23 protein-coding genes and 1 pseudogene are annotated in these 22,237 nt (G+C 63.8%); 18 read left to right on the top strand and 6 right to left on the bottom strand.

From position 1 onward, the window contains the following. Positions 1-61 precede the first annotated feature (61 nt). On the bottom strand, positions 62-562 hold the full coding sequence (locus ACTJLC_RS28760) for a hypothetical protein (RefSeq protein ID WP_310129176.1): 501 nt from the start codon (positions 560-562) through the stop codon (positions 62-64). Positions 563-830: 268 nt separating this feature from the next. On the opposite strand from ACTJLC_RS28760, the gene ACTJLC_RS28755 reads away from it, so the two are divergent. The 10 genes from ACTJLC_RS28755 to iscX all read left to right on the top strand — a co-directional run bounded on the left by ACTJLC_RS28755 (position 831) and on the right by iscX (position 8,017). After that, a complete protein-coding gene (locus tag ACTJLC_RS28755) occupies positions 831-1,070 on the top strand; it encodes a hypothetical protein (RefSeq protein ID WP_310129174.1) in 240 nt (79 codons plus the stop codon). A gap of 175 nt (positions 1,071-1,245) precedes the next feature. Beyond that, the gene (locus ACTJLC_RS28750) at positions 1,246-1,743 is read left to right on the top strand and encodes a low molecular weight protein-tyrosine-phosphatase (RefSeq protein WP_310119949.1); all 498 of its coding nucleotides are present in this window, start codon (positions 1,246-1,248) and stop codon (positions 1,741-1,743) included. Positions 1,744-1,874: 131 nt separating this feature from the next. Next, positions 1,875-2,405, top strand: a complete 531-nt coding sequence (gene iscR, locus ACTJLC_RS28745) for a Fe-S cluster assembly transcriptional regulator IscR (RefSeq protein WP_073427554.1) — start codon at positions 1,875-1,877, stop codon at positions 2,403-2,405. Between the two features lie 94 nt (positions 2,406-2,499). Beyond that, entirely contained in the window at positions 2,500-3,723 is a 1,224-nt protein-coding gene (locus tag ACTJLC_RS28740; RefSeq protein WP_073427555.1) for an IscS subfamily cysteine desulfurase, read from the top strand. 64 nt (positions 3,724-3,787) lie between these two features. Next, positions 3,788-4,204 (top strand): Fe-S cluster assembly scaffold IscU, encoded by a 417-nt coding sequence (gene iscU / locus ACTJLC_RS28735; protein ID WP_073427556.1) that lies wholly within the window; start codon positions 3,788-3,790, stop codon positions 4,202-4,204. Positions 4,205-4,370: 166 nt separating this feature from the next. Continuing rightward, entirely contained in the window at positions 4,371-4,694 is a 324-nt protein-coding gene (gene iscA, locus ACTJLC_RS28730) for an iron-sulfur cluster assembly protein IscA (protein WP_073427557.1), read from the top strand. Between the two features lie 115 nt (positions 4,695-4,809). Beyond that, positions 4,810-5,337 carry a Fe-S protein assembly co-chaperone HscB gene (gene hscB, locus ACTJLC_RS28725; protein ID WP_073427558.1) on the top strand — a complete coding sequence of 176 codons (528 nt, stop codon included), beginning with the start codon at positions 4,810-4,812 and terminating at the stop codon, positions 5,335-5,337. Between the two features lie 111 nt (positions 5,338-5,448). Further along, positions 5,449-7,320, top strand: coding sequence for a Fe-S protein assembly chaperone HscA (gene hscA / locus ACTJLC_RS28720; protein WP_310129171.1), 1,872 nt, complete (start codon positions 5,449-5,451; stop codon positions 7,318-7,320). 142 nt (positions 7,321-7,462) lie between these two features. Beyond that, positions 7,463-7,804: an ISC system 2Fe-2S type ferredoxin gene (fdx, locus tag ACTJLC_RS28715; RefSeq protein ID WP_073427560.1), complete on the top strand. Its 342-nt coding sequence runs from the start codon at positions 7,463-7,465 to the stop codon at positions 7,802-7,804. Between the two features lie 15 nt (positions 7,805-7,819). Continuing rightward, a complete protein-coding gene (gene iscX, locus ACTJLC_RS28710) occupies positions 7,820-8,017 on the top strand; it encodes a Fe-S cluster assembly protein IscX (protein ID WP_007181290.1) in 198 nt (65 codons plus the stop codon). A 124-nt stretch (positions 8,018-8,141) separates the two neighbouring features. Here iscX and ACTJLC_RS28705 read toward each other — a convergent pair whose 3' ends face one another. The 5 genes from ACTJLC_RS28705 to ACTJLC_RS28685 form a co-directional block, all read right to left on the bottom strand. After that, entirely contained in the window at positions 8,142-8,894 is a 753-nt protein-coding gene (locus ACTJLC_RS28705) for a glycine zipper 2TM domain-containing protein (protein ID WP_310129168.1), read from the bottom strand. Positions 8,895-9,219: 325 nt separating this feature from the next. Continuing rightward, positions 9,220-10,776, bottom strand: coding sequence for a lysine--tRNA ligase (gene lysS, locus ACTJLC_RS28700; RefSeq protein ID WP_310129351.1), 1,557 nt, complete (start codon positions 10,774-10,776; stop codon positions 9,220-9,222). Positions 10,777-10,901: 125 nt separating this feature from the next. Further along, positions 10,902-12,006 (bottom strand): peptide chain release factor 2 gene (gene prfB, locus ACTJLC_RS28695; RefSeq protein WP_114162214.1). Its coding sequence is split into 2 segments (ribosomal slippage): positions 10,902-11,924 and positions 11,926-12,006, totalling 1,104 coding nucleotides; the frame shifts between segments, so codons are not numbered across the junction. A gap of 146 nt (positions 12,007-12,152) precedes the next feature. Beyond that, entirely contained in the window at positions 12,153-13,859 is a 1,707-nt protein-coding gene (gene recJ / locus ACTJLC_RS28690) for a single-stranded-DNA-specific exonuclease RecJ (RefSeq protein WP_310129166.1), read from the bottom strand. A 28-nt stretch (positions 13,860-13,887) separates the two neighbouring features. Beyond that, positions 13,888-15,018 carry a regulator gene (locus tag ACTJLC_RS28685; RefSeq protein WP_310129164.1) on the bottom strand — a complete coding sequence of 377 codons (1,131 nt, stop codon included), beginning with the start codon at positions 15,016-15,018 and terminating at the stop codon, positions 13,888-13,890. Between the two features lie 154 nt (positions 15,019-15,172). Between ACTJLC_RS28685 and ACTJLC_RS28680 the strand changes: the two genes are divergently transcribed. From ACTJLC_RS28680 to ACTJLC_RS28645, 8 genes and pseudogenes are all read left to right on the top strand, one after another. Then, the gene (locus tag ACTJLC_RS28680) at positions 15,173-15,418 is read left to right on the top strand and encodes a hypothetical protein (RefSeq protein ID WP_152035333.1); all 246 of its coding nucleotides are present in this window, start codon (positions 15,173-15,175) and stop codon (positions 15,416-15,418) included. A gap of 324 nt (positions 15,419-15,742) precedes the next feature. After that, positions 15,743-16,996 (top strand): lipoprotein-releasing ABC transporter permease subunit, encoded by a 1,254-nt coding sequence (locus ACTJLC_RS28675; protein WP_073427565.1) that lies wholly within the window; start codon positions 15,743-15,745, stop codon positions 16,994-16,996. Then, positions 16,989-17,732 (top strand): lipoprotein-releasing ABC transporter ATP-binding protein LolD, encoded by a 744-nt coding sequence (gene lolD, locus ACTJLC_RS28670; protein WP_083083361.1) that lies wholly within the window; start codon positions 16,989-16,991, stop codon positions 17,730-17,732. Before ACTJLC_RS28675 ends, lolD begins: the two co-directional genes overlap by 8 nt. 93 nt (positions 17,733-17,825) lie before the next feature. Then, positions 17,826-18,614, top strand: coding sequence for a TatD family hydrolase (locus tag ACTJLC_RS28665; RefSeq protein ID WP_310129160.1), 789 nt, complete (start codon positions 17,826-17,828; stop codon positions 18,612-18,614). A 696-nt stretch (positions 18,615-19,310) separates the two neighbouring features. Beyond that, positions 19,311-19,934 (top strand): annotated as a pseudogene (locus ACTJLC_RS28660) (ComEC/Rec2 family competence protein); the annotation flags it as partial. A 122-nt stretch (positions 19,935-20,056) separates the two neighbouring features. Next, positions 20,057-20,968, top strand: coding sequence for an AbiTii domain-containing protein (locus ACTJLC_RS28655; protein WP_440845962.1), 912 nt, complete (start codon positions 20,057-20,059; stop codon positions 20,966-20,968). 118 nt (positions 20,969-21,086) lie between these two features. Continuing rightward, complete coding sequence (locus tag ACTJLC_RS28650; RefSeq protein WP_440845960.1) at positions 21,087-21,860, top strand: HNH endonuclease; 774 nt, start codon at positions 21,087-21,089, stop codon at positions 21,858-21,860. Positions 21,861-21,883: 23 nt separating this feature from the next. Continuing rightward, positions 21,884-22,237, top strand: a 354-nt coding sequence (locus tag ACTJLC_RS28645) for a hypothetical protein (RefSeq protein WP_440845958.1), incomplete at its 3' end; no start/stop codon positions are given.

Below are 22,237 nucleotides of genomic sequence, written 5' to 3'. Positions count from 1 at the left end.
GCTGTGTCGAGCCGGAGCGCCCGCTGTCGCTCAAGCACGACCGCAGGGTCCGTCGGGTGGATCAATGGTCGGTCATTCCACCGGACTGGCGGCCAGGCACGCCCCTGATGACCGGCGCGCCACCCCGTCCGCCGCCGTTGCCAGCCTGTTGCGGAGGTGGAGGCGGAGGACTACCGGCTCCGGGGCGTGCCGCATTCGATCCGCTCGGCCCACCCGGTCCGGCGACAGCGCCTTGTGGCGGCGGCCCGCCGCGAGCCCCTCCGCCGTTCGGCTGACCACGCCCCCCGCCGTTATCGCCGCGGTAGCCGTCGCGGTAACCGTTGTAGGGTCGACCGCGATCGGGATAGCCGCGGTAGCCTCCCCAGTAGCCGGGTCCGTCGTAATACGCCGGGCCGTAGTAATTGCCGTAGCCCATGTACACGCTGGTCTGCGGCGCGCCATAGGCGTAGCCGTCATAGCCGCTGTAGCCGTTGCCGTACATCGGCGTGCCGTCCGGATATACCGCGCAGCCGCTCAGCAACGCAGCGGTGGCGAGACCTACGATTGAAGCAATGCGTTTCATCTGATGGACCGGTGCGAAAGTTTCATGTCTATGAGACCGCTATTATCGCGATACGTCATGCGAGCTTTGTATGCGTTTGTAAGGATTTCTTTTTTGTGCCAACCAGCGCGCGGAGGCGGTGCGCGGAATCCGTCAATTCACTGTTCCATTCATAGCAACGCTGTATCTCGCGCCAGCCGGTTTTTCTCGATTGCGAATTTCTATAGGATTCGACATGGGAATAGTGAATCACGAGTTCACGCGCCCCTCAATCGGAAGAAACAACATCATGAAAAAGACAATATCGGTGTATTGGCCGCTCGCCATCGTTGTGCCGCTTGCCGCGGCCGCCTATCTGCACATTTGCGGCGGTGCCGCTTCGCGCGCCTCGCAGGCGCCGCTCGCCGCCGATCAATTGACCGCGGAACTCGCGCGCGCTGTTTCATACGGCATGGTCGGCGATGCGTCGACGCTGCCGGCAAAGCCGATACGCGCCGTCGCCGCGACGCCGCTCGCCGAAGCGTCCTGAGCGCGAGACCTGACGCGATCCAATAGACACAGCAACATGCCGCACGCTGCGGCGGTAGAAGCAGCGCCTGGCCGAGGCGGCGGGGCGCCCGGCGAGATTCCGCGCGCCTTTGTATAATCGCGGCACCGTTCGCCAACCGTCGTTTCCTGCGCGTCGAAGCGCCTGAAAGTCTCTAATGAAAACCGTGTCCATCTGCTTCGTCTGCCTCGGGAACATCTGCCGTTCACCGACCGCGGAAGGCGTGATGCGCCACCTCGTTGGCGAAGCCAGGCTCGCGGAGCGCATTCTGATCGATTCGGCGGGCACCGGCGACTGGCACATCGGCGCGCCGCCCGACGACCGTGCGCGACATGCGGCCGGCCGGCGCGGTTACAAATTGGAAGCGCTGCGCGGACGCCAGATCGCCCCGGCCGATTTCGAGCGCTTCGATCTGCTGATCGCGATGGACGACAAAAACGTCGCGGCCTTGCGTCGGATCTGCCCGCCGGAGCAGCGCGACAAGATCCGACTGCTGATGGAATTCGTCCCCGAGACGGACAGCCGTTGGAGCGGCACGCGCGAAGTCGCCGATCCCTATTTCGGTGGCGCGGACGGTTTCGAGCAAGTGCTGGATCAGTGTGAAGCGGCGTGCCGCGGGCTGATCGCGGCGTTGCGTCCCCAGTTGACGGCCTAGTCCTGCGGGGAGCCGCGCCGGACGCATCCAGCAATTAAACAAATGACCCAAATCGCGACAGGGATACTTGACTAATTCACTCATGTATTTATACTTGACCAAACTTGTCGAGAATTGCGGTTCCCACACATATGAGACTCACCACGAAAGGCCGTTTCGCCGTCACGGCGATGATTGACCTGGCACTGCGCCAGGAGCAGGGCCCGGTGACGCTTGCGGGTATCAGCCAGCGCCAACATATCTCCCTGTCGTATCTCGAGCAGCTGTTTGGCAAGCTGCGTCGCCATGAAATCGTCGAGTCCGTGCGCGGACCGGGCGGCGGCTACAATCTGGCCCGTCGCGCTGAAGACGTGACCGTGGCCGACATCATCATCGCGGTCGACGAGCCGCTCGATGCCACCCAATGCGGTGGCAAGGGCTCGTGCGAGGGCACCAAACAGCACGACGGCCACTGCATGACGCATGAACTGTGGTCGACGCTGAATCAGAAAATGGTCGAGTACCTGGATTCCGTCTCTCTCAAGGATCTGGTCGACCAGCAGCGTGCGCGCGAAGGCGTGCCGACCGTGTTGCGCGACCGGCGCAACGAGGCGCCGGCGGTCGAGCCCGTTCGCGCGGCGCCGAAAGGGCCCAATTCCGTTTTCAACATGGCCGGTTCCTAGGCGCGGTAGCGCGCGGTGTGGCGCGGTGTGAAGCATCACCGCAGCCGGATCGAGAATCCAGAAGCCAGAGCATATGACGTCCCCGGAGCGATACATGAACAACGACATTCCCCACCTGCCCATTTACATGGACTACAGCGCCACGACCCCGGTCGACCCGCGCGTGGTGGACAAGATGATTCCGTACTTGCGCGAGCAGTTCGGCAACCCCGCCTCGCGCAGCCACTCGTATGGCTGGACCGCGGAGCGCGCGGTCGAGGAAGCGCGCGAGAACGTGGCCGCGCTGGTGAACGCCGATCCGCGCGAGATCATCTGGACCTCGGGCGCGACGGAATCGGACAACCTCGCGATCAAGGGCGCCGCGCACTTCTACAAGAGCAAGGGCAAGCACATCGTCACGGTGAAGACCGAGCACAAGGCCGTGCTCGATACCTGCCGCGAACTCGAGCGCGAAGGCTTCGAAGTCACGTATCTGGACGTGAAGGACGACGGTCTGATCGACCTCGACGTGTTCAAGGCCGCGCTGCGTCCGGACACGATCCTCGTGTCGGTGATGTCGGTGAACAACGAGATCGGCGTGATCCAGGACATCGAGGCGATCGGTGAAATCTGCCGTGAAAAAGGCATCATTTTCCACGTCGACGCCGCGCAAGCCACCGGCAAGATCGACATCGATCTGCAAAAGCTGAAGGTCGACCTGATGTCGTTCTCGGCGCACAAGACCTATGGCCCGAAGGGCATCGGCGCGCTGTACGTGCGCCGCAAGCCGCGTATCCGTATCGAGGCGCAAATGCACGGCGGCGGTCACGAGCGCGGCATGCGTTCGGGCACGCTGGCCACGCACCAGATCGTCGGCATGGGCGAGGCGTTCCGTATCGCGCGCGAAGAGATGGCGACGGAGAACGAGCGCATTCGCATGCTGCGCGATCGTCTGTTGCGCGGCCTGTCGGAATTGGAAGAAGTGTATGTGAACGGCGACATGGAAAAGCGTGTGCCGCACAACCTGAACATCAGCTTCAATTTCGTCGAAGGCGAATCGCTGATCATGGCGGTAAAGGACGTCGCGGTGTCGTCGGGCTCGGCTTGCACGTCGGCTTCGCTGGAACCGTCGTACGTGCTGCGCGCATTGGGTCGCAACGACGAACTCGCGCACAGCTCGATCCGCTTCACGGTGGGCCGCTTCACGACCGAGCAGGACGTCGACTATGTAATCAACCTGCTGAAGACCAAGATTTCGAAGCTGCGCGATCTGTCGCCGCTGTGGGAAATGCACCAGGACGGGATCGACATCTCGACCATCCAGTGGGCAGCGCACTGACGCGCCGGTTTGTGAACGTCGAATTCATCGAATTGCAGGTTGAAACGAATCAAGGAGTGTGATCATGGCTTATAGCGACAAGGTACTGGACCACTATGAAAACCCGCGCAACGTCGGTTCCTTCGCGAAGGACGACGATGCGGTCGGCACCGGCATGGTCGGCGCGCCGGCCTGCGGCGACGTGATGAAGCTGCAGATTCGCGTCGGCGCGGACGGCGTCATCGAAGACGCGAAGTTCAAGACGTATGGCTGCGGTTCGGCGATTGCGTCGAGCTCGCTCGTCACCGAATGGGTGAAGGGCAAGACGCTCGATCAGGCCATGTCGATCAAGAACACGCAGATCGCTGAAGAACTCGCGCTGCCGCCGGTGAAGATCCACTGCTCGATCCTCGCGGAAGACGCGATCAAGGCAGCGGTCGCCGACTACAAGCAACGCCACGGCGTTGCCGCGGTTGTCGAGGGCGACAAGCAAACCGCGTAAGCGGGCGTCGGGATTCGAAGTGAGCCGGAAACGGCGGCGCAACGAACGCGCCGCCCGGCATGAGCGATATTTGATGCAGGCAGGGTGGCAGCGCGAGGAATCACCGCGGCGATAAGCCCGAGTGACGAAACGCGGACTGCCCGCACACTGCGCAATGAGAAACGCAATGGCAATTACGTTGACCGAAAAGGCAGCACAGCACGTCCAGAAGTATCTGATCCGCCGCGGTAAAGGCGTCGGGCTGCGCCTCGGCGTGCGTACCACCGGTTGCTCCGGCCTCGCCTACAAGCTCGAGTACGTGGACGAACTCGCGCCCGAAGACCAGGTGTTCGAATGCAACGGCGTGAAGATCATTGTCGACCCCAAGAGCCTCGCCTATATCGACGGCACTGAACTCGACTTCGCGCGCGAAGGATTGAACGAAGGCTTCAAGTTCAACAATCCGAACGTGAAGGACGAATGCGGTTGCGGCGAGTCGTTCCGGGTATAAACCGGAACACTTCCGCGTGCGGCGGACAAAAGGCGGCGCGGGCCGCCTTTTTAGTTTCATCCGCGTTTTTAGACGGCACTCTTGTGCGCTTTCCTGAACGGACCTCTTCTATCCGATGGCCTCGCTGAACGACAGCCACTTCGACCTGTTCGGTCTGCCGGCGCAATTCGCGCTCGACGCAACGACGCTCGATCACGCGTACCGCACCGTGCAGGCCCAGGTGCATCCCGACCGCTTCGCGGCGGCCGGCGACGCGCAAAAGCGCATCGCCATGCAGTGGGCGACGCGCACCAACGAGGCGTATCAGACGCTGCGCGATCCGCTCAAGCGCGCTACTTACCTGCTGCATCTGCGCGGCATCGACGTCGGCGCGGAGAACAATACGGCGATGGAGCCGTCGTTCCTGATGCAGCAGATGGAGTGGCGCGAAGGCATCGAGGACGCCGCCGCGGCGAAAAACGTCGACGCGCTCGACGCCCTGCTGACCGAACTGCGCGACGAAGAGCGCATGCGTTTCACCAAGCTCGGCGCATTGCTCGACAGCGGCGCGAATCAGGCGGCGGGCGAGGCGGTGCGGCAGTTGATGTTCATCGAGCGGGTAGCGTCGGAAATCGACGCGCAGATCGAGCGGCTCGAACACTAGCGATCCGGGCGCGAGCCAACGCCGCGCCAGAACGCAGCCGGAACAGCCGAAGCTTTATATCCAGCAACGCGAAAATTCAGGACGGGGCGAAGCGGCCCCGAGAAGATCCAGATGGCCTTACTGCAAATCTCCGAACCCGGCATGGCGCCGGCGCCTCATCAGCGGCGCCTGGCGGTCGGTATCGACCTCGGCACCACCAATTCCCTCGTCGCCGCCGTGCGCAGCGGCGTACCCGACGTGCTGCCCGACGACGACGGCCATGTGCTGCTGCCGTCGGTGGTGCGTTACCTCGAAAAGGGCGGTCGCCGCATCGGCCGGGCGGCCAAGGCTGAAGCGGCCACCGACCCGCGCAACACGATCGTGTCGGTCAAGCGCTTCATGGGCCGGGGCAAGGCGGAAGTCGAGGGCGCCGAGAACGCGCCGTACGATTTCATCGACGCCCCAGGCATGGTGCAGATCCGTACCGTCGACGGCGTGAAAAGCCCGGTGGAAGTGTCGGCGGAAATTCTCGCCACGCTGCGCCAGCGCGCCGAGGACACGCTCGGCGACGAACTGGTCGGCGCGGTCATCACGGTGCCTGCTTACTTCGATGAGGCGCAGCGCCAGGCGACCAAGGACGCCGCCCGCCTCGCGGGCCTGAACGTGCTGCGTCTGCTGAACGAGCCGACGGCGGCCGCGATCGCCTACGGCCTCGACAACGGCTCCGAAGGCCTGTACGCGGTGTACGACCTCGGCGGCGGCACCTTCGATCTGTCGATTCTGAAGCTCACGAAGGGCGTGTTCGAAGTGCTCGCGGCGGGCGGCGATTCCGCGCTCGGCGGCGACGATTTCGATCACATGTTGTATCGCCATGTGCTGGAGCAGGCGGGTATTGCCCCGCAAACGCTCGCGCCTGAAGACGTTCGCCTGCTGCTCGACAGCGTGCGCGTGACCAAGGAGGCGTTGTCGGACGCGCCGAGTGCAACGCTACAGGCGACGCTCTCGAACGGCGCCCGGATCGATCTGACGATCGAGGAAGCCACTTTCGAGGCCATCACGCAGGCGCTGGTGCAGCGCACGCTCGGGCCCACGAAGAAAGCGCTGCGCGACGCCAGGGTCACGACGAAGGACATCAAGGGCGTCGTGCTGGTCGGCGGCGCGACGCGTATGCCGGTGATTCGCCGCGCGGTCGAGTCGTTTTTCGGCCAGCCGCCGCTCATCAATCTCGACCCGGATCAGGTCGTCGCGCTCGGCGCGGCGATCCAGGCCGATCTGCTCGCGGGCAACCGCGGCGCGGACGGCGACGACTGGCTGCTGCTCGACGTGATCCCGCTGTCGCTCGGCGTGGAGACGATGGGCGGTCTGACCGAGAAGATCATCCCGCGCAATTCGACCATTCCGGTCGCGCGCGCGCAGGATTTCACGACCTTCAAGGACGGCCAGACGGCGATGGCGATCCACGTCGTGCAAGGCGAGCGCGAGCTCGTCAGCGATTGCCGCTCGCTCGCGCGTTTCGAGCTGCGCGGCATTCCGCCGATGGCGGCCGGCGCGGCGCGCATCCGCGTCACGTATCAGGTCGACGCCGACGGTCTGCTGTCCGTGTTCGCACGCGAGCTGGCCTCGGGCGTGGAAGCGTCGGTGGTGGTGAAGCCGTCCTACGGTCTCGCCGACGACGACATCGCCAGAATGCTCGAAGACAGTTTCTCGACCGCCGAAGTCGACATGCGCGCCCGCGCGCTGCGCGAGGCGCAGGTCGAAGCGCGGCGTCTCGTGGAAGCGACCGACGCGGCGCTCGCCGCCGACGCCGAATTGCTCGACGACAGCGAACGCGCCGAACTCGACGCGCTGTTGAACGCGCTGCGCAACGTCGAGCAAAGCGACGACGTCGACGCGATCGAAGCCGCGACGAAAACGCTCGCCGAAGGCACCGACGAATTCGCCGCGCGCCGCATGAACAAGGGCATTCGCCGCGCGCTCGCCGGCCGCAAGCTCGACGAGATCTGAGTCGCGCCGGCGGCACGCGGGCCGCGAAGCCCGCTAACCCAAACCGAAGCGCGCCGCGCGGACTTAAAAAGTCCGCGTGCCGCCAGTAAAATGGTACGTAGGCTGTTGCGCCGACCGTGCCTCAGACCTAAACGGAAAATGTATGCCTCAAATCGTTGTGCTGCCTCACGTCGAACTGTGCCCGGAAGGCGCGGTGATCGACGCCGTACCCGGCAAGAGCATCTGCGACAACCTGCTCGATAACGGCATCGAAATCGAGCATGCTTGCGAGAAGTCGTGCGCGTGCACGACCTGTCACGTGATCGTGCGTGAGGGTTTCGCCGCCTTGACGCCGTCCGAGGAAGACGAGGACGATCTGTTGGACAAGGCGTGGGGGCTCGAGCCGGCCTCGCGTCTGTCGTGCCAGGCGATCGTGCCTGAAGAGCAGGATCTGGTTGTCGAAATCCCGCGCTACTCGATCAATCACGCGAAGGAAAACCACTAACAGGAGGATGCAGCCATGAAGTGGACCGATACGCAAGACATCGCGATGGCCCTGACTGACAAGCACCAGGACATCGACCCGCAGCAGGTGCGCTTCACCGACTTGCACCGCTGGGTCACCGAACTGGAGGGGTTCGACGACGATCCCAACCGGTCGAACGAGAAGATCCTCGAAGCGATTCAGGCTGCATGGATTGAAGACGCGGATTACTGAGTTTTCGCCGCCGTCGCGCGATGACTGGCGCGGCGGCCGCGGCAAGGAAAAAGGCGATTCCATTGGAATCGCCTTTTTTAACGCCTGCCTGCCGCACTATCGCAGCCTGGGCTGCCGCCGACGCTCAGCCCGCCACGAGCGTGCCGTTTTCCACGCGCACGCGCTGACCTTGCTGGAACGGCGGGGCTTCATGGTACGTAAAGTAGCGCGTCTTGCCGTTTTCCATCCGCACCCGCACCGAATAGGAAGTCGTGCTGCGGATGTGCTTTTCGACCGAATTGCCCGCGAGACCGCCGCCCAGCGCGCCGAGCAAGGTCATCGCGGTACGGCCGTTGCCGCTGCCGAACTGATTGCCGACCACGCCGCCGGCCACCGCGCCGCCGACCGCGCCGATACCGGTGCCGTGGCCTTCCTGACGCACCGCCGAAATAGCGACCACCGTGCCGCACGTGGAGCAATAAGCCGACCGCGGCTGCTGCTGTTGCTGTTGCGCATATTGCGGCGCCGCCTGCGCTTGTTGCTGCTGCGCGTACTGTTGCTGGGCGGGCGCCGGAGCAGGGGCGCGTTGCGGTTGCTGTTCAGCCTGTTGTTGAGCGGCTTGCTGAGCGTTCTGCGGCGCGCCTTGTTGCGCCGACTGTTGCGCTGACTGCTGCGCCGATGGATTCGCCGGTGCGGCAGAGTCGATGACGTTCGGCTGCGTCGTCACCTGGGCGGTTTGCGTCTGGTCGGTTTGCGCGCCGTTGCTCGAGGCTTTGGGAAAGAGCCCTGTCATGGCCGCTGTCGCCACGAGACTGGCAATGATGACCGCGCCCGCGGCTGTCGCGACGAGCGGATGGATACGGCGTGGTTGCGTGGATTTGAAATCTGGACTGTCCATACTGGCCTCCGTCTTAAGCAGAGTCGACTGTTATTGAGACTGAGTGTCGGGGCAAATCGATCCCGCGAGGGTTTCAATTTGTAACATGTTGGAGGCAATCATCCCGGGCTGACCGCATCGAAGCTCGCGCTGCGGGGCAGGGTGTGCGGATTCCTTCAAGGCTCGCAAACAGTTGCTGAGAACACGGCGTGGTCGCTAGGCAGGCCTTTTACCGATGGTTACAACCATCAACGGCTGCATACGGCTTTTTGCGCGCCGCAAGAAAAACGCCCGGCGTCAGTTCAATCGAGCCGGGCGTTTCACTTGATGCGAGGCCGCGCAACGATCAATCCTCGCGGCGCAGATGCGGAAACAGAATCACGTCGCGGATGCTCGGGCTGTCGGTCAGCATCATCACCAGGCGGTCGATGCCGATGCCGCAACCGCCGGCCGGCGGCATGCCGTATTCGAGCGCGCGGATGTAGTCGGCGTCGTAGAACATCGCTTCTTCGTCGCCGGCCTCTTTCTGGTCGACCTGCTTCTTGAAGCGGGCGGCCTGGTCTTCCGGATCGTTCAGTTCCGAGAAGCCATTGGCGATCTCACGGCCCGTGATGAACAGCTCGAAGCGCTCGGTGATGCCGGGCACCTTGTCCGACGCGCGCGCGAGGGGCGACACCTCGACCGGGTAGTCGATGATGTACGTCGGCTCCCACAATTGCGACTCGGCGGTTTCCTCGAACAGCGCCAGTTGCAGCGAACCCACGCCGGCATTGAGGAACTGCGGCTGCGACGCGTCCACGCCGAACTTCTTCAACTCGGTACGCAGGAATGCGCTGTCGGCGAGTTGCTGGTTCGTGTATTGCGGCGCGTACTTCTGGATCGCCTGCGTGATCGTCAGCCGGTGGAACGGCTTGGCGAGATCGAGCTCGCGGCCCTGATAGGTGATCGTGGCGGTGCCCAATGCGTCGATCGCCGCCTGGCGGATCAACTGCTCGGTGAAGTCCATCACCCACCTGTAATCGGTGTACGCCGCGTAAAACTCGATCATCGTGAATTCCGGATTGTGGCGCACCGAGACGCCCTCGTTACGGAAATTCCGGTTGATCTCGAACACGCGCTCGAAGCCGCCGACCACCAGCCGCTTCAGATACAGTTCGGGCGCGATGCGCAGGAACATCTGCATGTCAAGCGCGTTGTGGTGCGTGGTGAACGGCTTGGCCGCCGCGCCGCCCGGAATCGGGTGCAGCATCGGCGTTTCGACTTCCATGAAATCCGCGTCGGCCATGAACTTGCGGATCGACGAGATCGCCTTGGTGCGTGCGACGAACGTCTTGCGCGTTTCCGGCGTGACGATCAGGTCGACGTAGCGCTGGCGGTACTTCATCTCCTGATCCGACAGGCCGTGGAATTTGTCCGGCAGCGGACGCAGCGACTTCGACAGCAGACGCAGGTTCGTGCAACGCACCGAGAGCTCGCCCTTGTTGGTGCGGAACAGCACGCCGCGCGCCGCGACGATGTCGCCCATGTCCCACTTCTTGAAGGCGTCGTACGTTTCCTGGCCGACGTCGGCCGGCGTGATGAAGAACTGGATCTGACCCGAACCGTCGCGCACGGTGGCGAAGCTCGCCTTGCCCATCACGCGCTTGAGCATCATGCGGCCGGCGATCGCGACTTCGAGCGGGTTGGCCTCGAGCGCTTCCTTGTCCGCGTGCTCGTACTGCGATTGCAGATCGTCCGCGTGATGCGTGGGACGGAAGTCGTTCGGATAGGCGACGCCGTGCTCGCGCAGTTCGCGCAGCTTTTCGCGGCGCTCGGCGATGATCTTGTTGTCGTCCAACTCGGGCACGACGTTCGGCTGGGCCGCATTAGGCTGCGCCACATTACGCTGGGTCGATTCGGTCATGATGATCTGGTATTCGGTGGCCCGCATCGGATGAATCTCGCGCGGGTGGCCTGCGAGTACGTCGACGAACAGGCGTTAAAAAAGATGCGGCGCGGCAATGCGATGCATGCCGCGCCGGTTGCGCTTTAGACGCCCTGTTTCAGGCTGGCGCTGATGAACGGATCGAGGTCGCCGTCGAGCACGCTCTTGGTATTGCTGATTTCGACGTTGGTGCGCAGATCCTTGATACGGCTGTTGTCCAGCACGTACGAGCGAATCTGATGACCCCAGCCCACATCGGTCTTGCCGGCTTCGAGCTTGTCCTGCTCGGCCTGACGCTTGCGGATTTCCGCTTCGTACAGGCGCGATTTCAGCATGGCCATGGCTTCGGCGCGGTTGCGGTGCTGCGAACGGTCGTTCTGGCACTGCACGACGATGCCCGACGGCATGTGCGTGATACGCACCGCGGAGTCGGTCTTGTTGATGTGCTGACCGCCCGCGCCGGACGCGCGGTAGGTGTCGATGCGCAGATCGGCCGGATTGATGTCGACTTCGATCGAATCGTCGACTTCCGGGTACACGAACACGGACGAGAACGACGTATGACGCCCGCCCGACGAATCGAACGGCGACTTGCGCACGAGGCGGTGCACGCCGGTTTCGGTGCGCAGGAAGCCGTACGCGTATTCGCCCTCGATCTTGATGGTCGCGTTCTTGATGCCCGCGACGTCGCCCTCGGTCTGTTCCAGCACTTCGGTCTTGAAGCCCTTGCGCTCGCAGTAGCGCAGGTACTGGCGCAGCAGCATCGACGCCCAGTCGCACGCTTCGGTGCCGCCGGCGCCGGCCTGAATGTCGAGGAAGGCGTTGTTCGGGTCGGCCGGATTCGCGAACATCCGGCGGAATTCCATGTCGGCGACGCGCTGTTCGAGCCCTTGCGCGTCCGTTTCGCAGGCGATCAGGGTTTCATCGTCGCCTTCCTCGCGGGCCATGTCGAACAGGTCCTGCGCGTCGCGCAGGTCGTTGTCGAGCGAGGTGAGTTTGCCGACCACGTCGTCGAGCAGTTTCTTTTCCCGGCCGAGGGCCTGGGCGTGCTTCGAGTCGTTCCAGACGTCCGGGTCTTCGAGTTCCCGGTTGACTTCGATCAGGCGACGAGACTTGTCGTCGTAGTCAAAGATACCCCCGTAGGTCGGCCGCGCGCGTGCGCAGGTCCGCCAGAGAGGCTTCGATCGCGTTGAGACGTTCCGCTTCCATGTCGATCTTTTGTGGCTTCGTAAAAAGGGGAAATTATAGCCGATCGGCGCGCCGCGCCGGGCGCTCCCGAGCGATCCGGCGCGCGTTCCGGGTTGATTTTGCAGTGGTTTTGGCGCCGCCGCGCATGCCGGCCGAGCGTCGCGCGACTAGCTTGCCGCGTGCTCGACGATCAATTGCACCCGCGACACGCCGTTCCATGTGTCGCTCGCGAGGCGATAGGCGACGGTGGTGCGCGCGGGCAGCGTGTCGGTGTGGTTGAACCAGATCGCGTTGAAGCGCTGGCGGCCGCGCACGAGTTGCAGCTTCAGATGCTTGTCCTTCACCAGCGCCTGGGACGCGATGTCGAATTCGCCGGAAAACACCGGCGCCGGGAAGCCTTGGCCCCACACGGCGGCGTCGAGCATCTCGACGAATTGCGGCGTGAAGTAGGCGTCCTCGAGTTCGCCGTCGGTCTCGATGGTGCGCGACAGCGCCTCCTCGGAGAGCCATTCGCGGCCGACCGCCTCGAACGCGGCGGTGAAGCGCGGCACGTCGGCGGCGGCGAGCGTCAGGCCCGCGGCCATCGCGTGGCCGCCGAACTTGACGATCAGGCCGGGCTCGCGCTTCGAGATCAGATCGAGCGCGTCGCGCAGATGAAAGCCCGCGATCGAACGGCCCGAGCCCTTGACGAGCTGGCCGCTGTCGTCGGCGAGCGCGAACGTGAACGAGGGGCGGTGGAACTTCTCCTTCAGGCGCCCGGCGACGATGCCGATCACGCCCTGGTGCCACGCCGGATTGAACAGCGTGATGGTGGTCGCGCCGTCGGGGTCGATCGTGGAAAGATCGTCGAGCGCCTGCTGCTGCATGCCGGCTTCGATCTCGCGGCGTTCGCGGTTCATCGTATCCAGTTGCTGCGCGAGGTCCCATGCGCGGCCGATGTCGTCGGTGGTCAGGCATTCGATGCCGAGCGACATGTCGGACAGACGGCCGGCCGCATTCAGCCGCGGGCCGAGCGCAAAGCCCAGATCGAAACCCGACGCGCTGCGCGCGTCGCGCGCGGCGGCGCGAAAGAGGGCGGCGATGCCCGGCTGCATCTTGCCTTTGCGGATGCGCTGCAAGCCTTGCGCGACCAGCACGCGGTTGTTGCCGTCGAGCTTGACGACGTCCGCGACCGTGCCGAGCGCGACCAGATCGAGCAGGCCGTCCAGACGCGGCTCGGGATGCAGGTCGTTGAACGCGCCGCGGCGGCGCAATTCGGCGCGCAACGCCAGCAGCACGTAAAACATCACGCCGACGCCCGCGATGCACTTGCTCGGAAACGTGCAGCCCGGCTGATTCGGATTGACGATCGCGCGGGCCGCGGGCAGTTCGTCGCCGGGCAGATGGTGATCGGTGACGAGCACGTCGATGCCGAGCGCGTTGGCCGCCTCCACGCCGTCGACGCTGGCGATGCCGTTGTCGACCGTGATCAGCAGATCCGGCTTGCCGGACGCGTTCCTCGCGGCCAGCGCGACGATCTCGGGCGTGAGGCCGTAACCGTATTCGAAGCGGTTCGGCACCAGATAGTCGATCCGGCCGCCGAACATGCGCAGGCCGCGCACCGCGACCGCGCACGCGGTGGCGCCGTCGCAGTCGTAGTCGGCGACCACCAGCATGCGGCGCTTGTCCTCGATCGCGTCGGCGAGCAGCGCGGCGGCGTCCTCGCAGCCCTTGAGTCCGGCGGGCGCCACGAGGCGCGCGAGACCGGTTTCGATTTCGTCGGGCATGCACACGCCGCGCGCGGCGTACAGGCGCGCGAGCACCGGATGCAGGCCGTGACGGATGAGAATTTCGGCGTCGACGGGAGACGAGGCGCGCGTAACGATTCGAGTCATTCGGAAAGGCCGTGGATCAGGCGATCAATCATTCGATGAAAAGCGAGGCGAGCACGCGCCGCCGCCAGAATTTGCGCAGGTCGCCGCGCGTGACCGAGAGCGTCACCGAGCCGGTGTCGCCGCACAAGGTCAGGCCGAGTTCGCCGAGCCGGCCGGATTGCAGCGCGTCGAGCGCCGGTTCGAACCAGTCGCTCTGCAACGCCGCGAAGGCGTCGTTCCAGCGCGCCCAGTCCTGCTGGATGTACGGCGCGGAGAACGGATCGAGTTCGACCAGCGTGGTGGGTTCGGCGTTGCTCGCGGCATGGCTCATGCTCCCGAACGTACCGTTGACGGCGGCGGACAGCGCGCCGAACGAAGCCGGCGGCGCGCCGGTCCGCACACCGGCGGTCATCGCGAGACCGCGTGTCGCGGCGGCGTCGGAGAACACCCGCGCGAACGGACTGCGCACCGGTTGCGCCGCGCCTTGCGCATGAAACCAGATCGAGTTGACGGCCGGCAGGCCGCGCGCCTCGCGCGCTTCATTGACCGGATGCTCGAACCACGCCATCTGCACTTCGTTTTGCAGCTTCATCCACGCGCGCGAGCGCTCGCCGGAATGCGCCTCGTGCGGCAGCCAGATTTCGATGTTGCGGCCGCTCGCGCGCAACGGCGACGCGCCCGCCAGCGTGCCGAAGCCTTCGCCGGACAAATACCAGCGCGTGGGTTTGGGCGCCTCGATGCGCACGCCGAGTTCCTCGATCAGCGGCCGGGCGACCGCGAGCAGCGCGCCGGCTTCTTCATCGGACAACTCCAGCGAGGCGGGATCGATCAGCACCAGATGGTCATGCGCGATCCGCACATGCACCGGTTGTACGCACGCCCACGTCGCGTTGCCGGGCTCGCCGCCATCGGCGCGCAGCATGTAGGGCGCAAGCGGCGCCTCGTCGGCGGCGGCCGCGCCGCTCGGCAGTGCGCCGAACTGGCGCGCCACCCAGCGTTCATGTGGCAGCGTGCGCTGAAAGTCCTCGCCGATCACCCGTTCGACCAGCGTGGCGCGCGCAATCAGCCGGTCGAGGGCCGGGCTCTGGATGTCGTGTAAGGCGGTGGAGGCGTCCGCGGCGGCGGGCAGCGCGAAGGGCAGGAGGAGATGAAGGCGGTCGGCGTGCATGATGCTGCGCATTGTAGGGCAAAGAGTGCGACTATTCAGACCAAACGCGGACCCGACACGAACCATGCCGCGGACCGTATCGACACATTCCGGCGCCATGCGAGGGCCGCGCCGATACCAGCAAGCCGCGCGCGGCGGCACCGCGCACATGACGCAGGAGACCGGCATGTCGCGTGAACTGAAAACCGAGCAGGAACTGCTCGCACTCGTCGTCAAGGCGCTCGATGCCAATCCGGCCACGGCCGGTTGGATTCCGACCGGCTTTCACGAGACCGTCGAGGACGAAACCGGCTGCAACTGGGATATCACTCACCTGCATCGCGACCGCAAGGACGCCGAGCTGCGCGACGCGGCGGCGAATCAGGCGGCCGCGCTCATCAATGATCTGAGGGGGCGCTACAACCTGAGTTAGCGTGCGCGGCGGCGTCGCGGGGGGGGGGGCGGCGGGGGGCCGCCGCCGGCGAGCGTCCCGCTCGCAAGCCGTTTGCGCGAATCGGCGGCATTGTATGGCAAACTTCGCGCTTGATTGGCGGCGGTGCGGCGTCGGTGGGCGGGCGTCGGAGGCGCGAGCTTTGCCCGGACGCCGGAACGTCATACCGGAACCATCGCGGGTGCCGCGACACCAATGATCACGGCGCTCATGCCGCAAGCATGACCGTCGTCATATCGCGGCTGGCCGCCGTCATCGCGCAGCAAAACGCTCAAGAGCAGCCGAAGAACGCAGAAAAGGATTCGCTTGAAATTTCCCTACGAATGGCAGATTGGCTGGCGCTACACCCGCGCCGGCAAACGCACGACCGGCAACGGCTTCATTTCCTTCATCGCGCTCGTTTCGATGTCGGGCATCGCGCTTGGCGTCGCGGCGCTGATCGTCGTATTGTCCGTGATGAACGGTTTCCAGAAAGAGGTGCGTGACCGCATGCTGTCGGTGCTCGCGCACGTCGAGATCTTTTCGCCGACCGGCTCGATGCCCAACTGGCAATTGACCGCCCAGGAAGCTCGCCAGAACAAGGAAGTGATCGGCGCGGCGCCTTATGTCGAGGCGCAGGCGCTGCTCACGCGCCAGGACGCCGTGAGCGGCGTGGCGCTGCGCGGCGTCGAACCCACGCTCGAGCCGCAGGTGTCCGACATCGGCCGCGAGATGAAGGGCGGCAAGCTGACCGACCTCGTGCCGGGCGACTTCGGCATCGTGCTGGGCGCGGACCTCGCCACCAATCTCGGCGTGCAGGTCAACGACAAGATCACGCTGGTCGCCCCCGAAGGCACGATCACGCCGGCCGGCATGCTGCCGCGTTTGAAGCAGTTCACGGTGGTGGGCATCTTCGAGTCGGGGCATTACGAATACGACAGCACGCTCGCGCTGATCAACATCAAGGACGCGCAGGCGCTGTTCCGCCTGCCCGCGCCGACCGGCGTGCGGCTGCGCCTGACCGACATGCAGCGCGCGCCGGAAGTCGCGCATCAACTCGCGCGCAGTCTGTCCGGCGACCTGTACATCCGCGACTGGACCCAGCAGAACAAGACCTGGTTCTCGGCGGTGCAGATCGAAAAACGCATGATGTTCATCATCCTCACGCTGATCATCGCGGTGGCGGCGTTCAACCTCGTGTCGTCGCTGGTGATGACGGTGACCAACAAGCAGGCCGACATCGCGATTCTGCGCACGCTCGGCGCGCAGCCCGGTTCGATCATGAAGATATTCGTGGTGCAGGGCGTGACGATCGGCTTCGTCGGCACGGCAACCGGCGTCGCGCTCGGCTGCCTGATCGCGTGGAGCATTCCGTGGCTGGTGCCGATGATCGAGCATCTGATCGGCGTGCAGTTCCTGCCGCCGTCGGTGTATTTCATCAGCGAACTGCCGTCCGAGCTGATTCCGGCCGACGTCGCGCGCATCGGCATCATCGCCTTCGCGATGTCGGCGCTGGCGACGCTTTACCCGAGCTGGCGCGGTGCGAAAGTCCGTCCCGCGGAGGCGCTGCGCTATGAATGACCGTTCCGCTACGTTACCCATGACCTCTCAGGAAAGCGCGCCGCATCCCTACGTGCTGGAAGCAACCGGCATTTCCAAGTCGTTCGTGCAGGGCGGCCTGAACGTGCAGGTGCTCAACAACGCCGAACTGAGCGTGCGGCGCGGCGAGAAACTCGCGATCGTCGGCGCGTCGGGTTCGGGCAAGAGCACGCTGCTGCATGTGCTCGGCGGCCTCGACGATCCGAGCGCCGGCCACGTCTCGGTGATGGGCAAGCCGTTCACCCGGCTCTCCGAGCGCGAACGCAACGACCTGCGCAATCGCGCGCTCGGCTTCGTGTATCAGTTCCACCACCTGCTGCCCGAGTTTTCCGCGCTCGACAACGTCGCGATGCCGCTGCGGATTCGCCGCATGACCACCGAAGCGTCGCGCCGCGAAGCGCTCACGGTGCTGGAGCGCGTCGGCATGGGGCATCGCGCGAAGCATCGTCCGGGCGAGCTGTCGGGCGGCGAGCGCCAGCGGGTGGCGATCGCGCGCGCGCTGGTCACGAAGCCCGCGTGCGTGCTGGCGGATGAGCCGACCGGCAATCTCGACGGCAGCACCGCCGACACCGTGTTCAACCTGATGCTCGAACTGTCGCAAACGCTCGACACCAGTTTCGTGATCGTCACGCATGATCCCGAATTGGCCGGACGTTGCGACCGCATCATGCGCCTGCGCGACGGCGTGCTTCACGAAGAGCCGCCGGTGCCGGTGTGATCGCCGTGAAGGCGCTGATCGATGATGGGATCGATGCGGGGATCGATGCCCCGTGGAACGTGAGCTGATACGCCACCACTAGCAAGGCACGCCATGTGGATAGATACGCACTGCCATCTCGACGCTTCCGAATTCGACGCCGACCGCGACCAGGTCGCGGCGGCGGCGCGCGATGCAGGTGTGGGGCGCATCGTGATTCCGGCGATCGGCCGCGAGAACTTCGCGACGGTGCGTGAACTGGCGCACCGGGTCGACGGCGGCGCGTACGCGCTCGGCATTCATCCGCTTTTCACGCCGTCCGCGCAGGAGCGCGATCTCGAACTGCTGCGCATGGAAATCGAGGCGAGTCTCGACGACCCGCGCTTCGTCGGCATCGGCGAGATCGGCCTGGATTATTTCGTCGAGGGTCTCGACGACGCGCGCCAGCAATTCTTCTATAACGGCCAACTGCAACTCGCGCGCGAATTCGGTCTGCCGGTGATCTGCCACGTGCGTAAGTCACAGGACCAGGTGATCAAGGGGCTGCGGCGGCATCAGGTTCACCGCGGCATCGCGCATGCGTTCAACGGCAGTTTTCAGCAGGCTCAGGCGTATATCGACCAGGGCATGCATCTCGGCTTCGGCGGCAATCTGACTTTCGAGCGGGCGCGGCAGATTCGCCGCCTCGCCGAGCAATTGCCGTTCGACGCGCTGGTCGTCGAGACCGACGCGCCTGACATCGCGCCTTCCTGGATGTACAAGCAGCGCAATACGCCGGAACAGATTCCGGGCATCGGCGCGGGCCTCGCGCAATTGCGCGGCATGAGCGCGGACGAAGCCGCCCTAGGCACAACGGCTAACGCGCTCGCCGCACTGCCGCGGCTCGCGCTTTCCTCTGCATAATCGAACTCGATGGTTTGAGTGATTCGCGCCGGGCGCAGCTCACGCCCGGCGGGCTCGTCGACGCTTGCACGCCGAGCGTCGCGTCGTCGTTCGGCGCCGGTTGGCGGAGGGCGAATGCGGGCATGGTGGTGCGGGTTTGCGTTGGGCGTGATGGGGTTGCAGCGGCAGGCCGCGTTGCCGGATTGGCACGAGTGGTGGATGCTCGCGTTGCTCGGCGGCGGCGCGCTAGTAGTGGCGGCTTGGGGATGGCGGGGTGGGTCGTCGGGCGGGGCACGCGGCGAGGAGGCTGGTGTTGCGCATGACGGTTTGATCGCGGAAAGGGCCGTGGGTGTGGGTGCGGGAATGGGTATGGATGTGGTCGCGGCTACGAACGTGGTCACGACTGCCGATGTGGCCACGGCTACGAATGCGGTCGGGACTGCGGATGTGTCCACGGCTACAAATGCGGTCGCGACTGCGCATGTGTCCACGACTACGAATGCGGCCTCGGCTGCGCATGTGTTCACGGCTACGAATGCAGCGTCGGCCCCGCATGTGGCTACGGCTACGAATGCGCCTACGGCTACGAATGCGCCTACGGCTACAAATGCAGCCACGGCAATCCATGCGCCCACGGCTGTAAACACAGCCACCGCTGCCAACACGGCTGCGTCTGCGTCTACGCTCGGGCACCCGCTGCGGTTCAGCACACCCATTCGTTCGTTCATCGGCTGGAGCGCCCTGTGGTGTGCCGCCTTCTGCTCGGGCTTCGGCTACGCGGCCTGGCGCGCGGAAGCACGGCTCGCGGTGAGCTTGCCGGTCGCCTGGGAAGGCCGCCATATCGACGTGATCGGCACGATCAAGGGTTTGCCGTCGCGCGGCGACAAAGGCACGCGCTTTCTGTTTCAGGTCGAATCGGCCGATGCGCCTATCGCCGCTTTCCCGCGCGTGATTCAACTGTCGTGGATCGCCGACGATGCGCCGGCGCCTTTACTCGAACCGGGCGAGCGCTGGCGCTTGACGGTGCGGCTCAAACGGCCGCACGGCAACGCGAACTTCGGCGTGCGCGATGCCGAAGCGAACCTGCTTGCCCGCAACGTGCGCGCCACCGGCTATGTGAGCGCACCCGCGCATGCCATGCGCTTGCCGGGCCATGCGCGCGGCGTGAGCGTGACCGTCGACCGCTGGCGCGCCGCGTTGCGGGCGCGCATCGACAAAGTGCTCGCCGACGCGCCGCATCGCGGCATCGTGGTGGCGCTCGCCGTCGGCGCACAGGACGAAATCAGCGACGCGGACTGGCTGCTGATGCGCGGCACCGGCACGAGTCATCTGGTGGCTATATTGTGGTGAAGAACACACATAGTCTCTCTGTTCCTTGGAACGCTGCTTATTTGCCGTGCGGAACTCTCTTCTGTGGTTGCTTTCCGGTAAGATTTAATATCCCGACGATAGTAGAGCGGTAAATGCGACTACTCGAAGAAGTTGTCATCCTTCTGAGCGACAAGAATGGTTCGCTGACGGATGCGCTACTAAAGATGAAGGTGTTGATGCACCGGATCGGACACAAGGAGCTTGCTGGATGGATGAACGACGAGTTGAACGGCTACACGCCCGACAGACCGGTTCCTGATTATCGAATCATCCCGATACGTCTTCACGGTGACATTTCCAACATCGCTTGGCGGTACCCTGCGACACAGTTACCCACGGCGCATCTTGAAAAAGACGTGCGGGAAAGATTCCGCATCGAGAAGCTACGTCAATCAGTTCAGGTGTTAGAACAACTGTCGGCAGGAACGGACTCTTTAATGAGACCGGTCCAACCAGAGTTCTATGGGCTTCTGGCCAAGGGTGGGATTGACCCAAGTTTTCATATAGATAGGGCGTGGGTCCAGTTCGAACCCACGCAGATCGTAAATGCGCTTATTGAAGTTCGGTCCCGGTTGCTGGATTTCGCGCTCAATCTACAAGGGGAGCTTGGTGACGTGGCGGACGACGAGATGAAGGAAGCGGCAAAGGGTATCGACGCTCCGGGAATGTTTGCATCTGCGGTTTTCGGCGATAACGCGACATTTGTTTTCGGAAACAACAACGAAACCACGATCACCAACGCCGTCACAAAAGGAGATTTCACTGCTTTGGCGAAAGCCTTCAAGGACACCGGGGTCAGCGAATCGGATGTGAAAGAACTGAAGGCCGCCGTAGACGATGACGATCCCAAGCTCGTAGCCGACACGAAGCAATTCGGCCCGAAGGTTAAGGCATGGATGACCAAGATGACCGGGAAGGCGATTGACGGCGCATGGGCGATTGGGATCGGTGCTGGTGGAAACCTGTTGGCGGACGCCCTTGGCAGCTACTACGGCATCAAATGATAGGGGTGTCCAGCGCAGTCAGTGCAATCGGCCAAACATTGGACGCATGTCCACTTGACTTCAACGAGACCCGTCACCTAGGTCAACGAGCAGTTCGCCGGATACGAAGAGACAACAAATGCCATTTGCTGATGTAAGCGATCCCGACGCCGTGCGCGAAGCTATTAAGGAATTCGACAGTAAGGGACGCGACGTTTTCCTTAGCGAGTATGGTTTCGGCAAAGCCAGAGACTATTTTCTGGTTGTCGATGGCAAACGCTACGACTCCAAGGCGATCTTCGGCGTTGCGCACAAATATCAGTTCCCGGACCTTGGACCGCTTAGGTGGCGTGATTTCAGCGGCGGCGCGACAACTGTCGAGCGAAAGCTCGATGCTATGGGTTTTGACATAGAAGGGCGACGGCAGGACGCGGGTAATTCTGCATCAAGCGTTGATACGACCAAAGCGCACGACGAAGCGGAAGCGGCTGGCGCGTTTGATCCACATAGCGACGCAGACGCACGACAAAAATCATTGGCAGCTATTGTTCGACGGCAAGGTCAGCGTGGGTTCAGGCGCAAACTGCTTCATGCCTACGGACGGCAATGCGCGATCAGCGGTTCGGCTGTACAGGAAATCTTGGAAGCTGCGCATATCGTTCCGTACCGTGGACCCCAGACGAATCATGTCAGCAATGGACTTCTCCTTCGGGCAGACCTGCATACTCTTTTCGATCTCGGTCTCCTTGGTATCGACCCGCAAACAAAGACAGTAGTGGTTGCCGCCGCACTGCGTACCACCGAGTACGGTGCGCTGCATGGGAACAAGCTGCGTCTTCCCGTCATGCTTAGAGACCATCCCAACACGACGGCGTTGGCGCGTCATTTCGAGAGCAGCGGTCTCACGCTGTAGACTTGTCGCCAAATAGTTCTGAGATGACGCTACCAGTCGCCTATCCCACGGAACCGCTCGAAAGTATCAAGGCCATTCTTGGCGATGATCCACTCGCGCACTTGGAGAACTTGCGCCCTGATGACTTGATCTTGATCGCGGCGTTCATTCAGACGTTCAATTTCGTCGAATTCAATCTACGCCGGTCGGTGTCTTCATTTGCTCACGCAGGATTGGTTCAACGGAAGAAGCGTGTTATGCCATCCGATCTGGTGGAAAAGAGGTGGCCTCGCTCGTTCGGACAGTTTTCTGAGATTTTTAAGTGGAACGTCCGGGGCGGTCATGCTGCCAATTTGATCGCAGGCAGCGTCGCGAAGTATGCCTCATCCGGCGTGCGG

It is taken from the genome of Paraburkholderia sp. 22099 (assembly GCF_052045835.1).
Lineage (GTDB): Bacteria > Pseudomonadota > Gammaproteobacteria > Burkholderiales > Burkholderiaceae > Paraburkholderia > Paraburkholderia terricola.
This window is presented reverse-complemented; position numbering and strand designations above follow the sequence as displayed.

Bases quoted from the DNA above. Each gene is read 5' to 3' on its own strand.
- lolD (WP_083083361.1), top strand. From the start codon at position 16,989: ATGAATGACCGTTCCGCTACGTTACCCATGACCTCTCAGGAAAGCGCG.
- iscX (WP_007181290.1), top strand. From the start codon at position 7,820: ATGAAGTGGACCGATACGCAAGACATCGCGATGGCCCTGACTGACAAG.
- ACTJLC_RS28740 (WP_073427555.1), top strand. From the start codon at position 2,500: ATGAACAACGACATTCCCCACCTGCCCATTTACATGGACTACAGCGCC.
- recJ (WP_310129166.1), bottom strand. From the start codon at position 13,859: ATGACTCGAATCGTTACGCGCGCCTCGTCTCCCGTCGACGCCGAAATT.
- ACTJLC_RS28755 (WP_310129174.1), top strand. From the start codon at position 831: ATGAAAAAGACAATATCGGTGTATTGGCCGCTCGCCATCGTTGTGCCG.
- iscA (WP_073427557.1), top strand. From the start codon at position 4,371: ATGGCAATTACGTTGACCGAAAAGGCAGCACAGCACGTCCAGAAGTAT.
- ACTJLC_RS28750 (WP_310119949.1), top strand. From the start codon at position 1,246: ATGAAAACCGTGTCCATCTGCTTCGTCTGCCTCGGGAACATCTGCCGT.
- fdx (WP_073427560.1), top strand. From the start codon at position 7,463: ATGCCTCAAATCGTTGTGCTGCCTCACGTCGAACTGTGCCCGGAAGGC.
- ACTJLC_RS28685 (WP_310129164.1), bottom strand. From the start codon at position 15,018: ATGCGCAGCATCATGCACGCCGACCGCCTTCATCTCCTCCTGCCCTTC.
- iscU (WP_073427556.1), top strand. From the start codon at position 3,788: ATGGCTTATAGCGACAAGGTACTGGACCACTATGAAAACCCGCGCAAC.
- ACTJLC_RS28650 (WP_440845960.1), top strand. From the start codon at position 21,087: ATGCCATTTGCTGATGTAAGCGATCCCGACGCCGTGCGCGAAGCTATT.
- lysS (WP_310129351.1), bottom strand. From the start codon at position 10,776: ATGACCGAATCGACCCAGCGTAATGTGGCGCAGCCTAATGCGGCCCAG.
- hscA (WP_310129171.1), top strand. From the start codon at position 5,449: ATGGCCTTACTGCAAATCTCCGAACCCGGCATGGCGCCGGCGCCTCAT.
- hscB (WP_073427558.1), top strand. From the start codon at position 4,810: ATGGCCTCGCTGAACGACAGCCACTTCGACCTGTTCGGTCTGCCGGCG.
- ACTJLC_RS28760 (WP_310129176.1), bottom strand. From the start codon at position 562: ATGAAACGCATTGCTTCAATCGTAGGTCTCGCCACCGCTGCGTTGCTG.
- iscR (WP_073427554.1), top strand. From the start codon at position 1,875: ATGAGACTCACCACGAAAGGCCGTTTCGCCGTCACGGCGATGATTGAC.
- ACTJLC_RS28680 (WP_152035333.1), top strand. From the start codon at position 15,173: ATGTCGCGTGAACTGAAAACCGAGCAGGAACTGCTCGCACTCGTCGTC.
- ACTJLC_RS28665 (WP_310129160.1), top strand. From the start codon at position 17,826: ATGTGGATAGATACGCACTGCCATCTCGACGCTTCCGAATTCGACGCC.
- ACTJLC_RS28705 (WP_310129168.1), bottom strand. From the start codon at position 8,894: ATGGACAGTCCAGATTTCAAATCCACGCAACCACGCCGTATCCATCCG.
- ACTJLC_RS28655 (WP_440845962.1), top strand. From the start codon at position 20,057: ATGCGACTACTCGAAGAAGTTGTCATCCTTCTGAGCGACAAGAATGGT.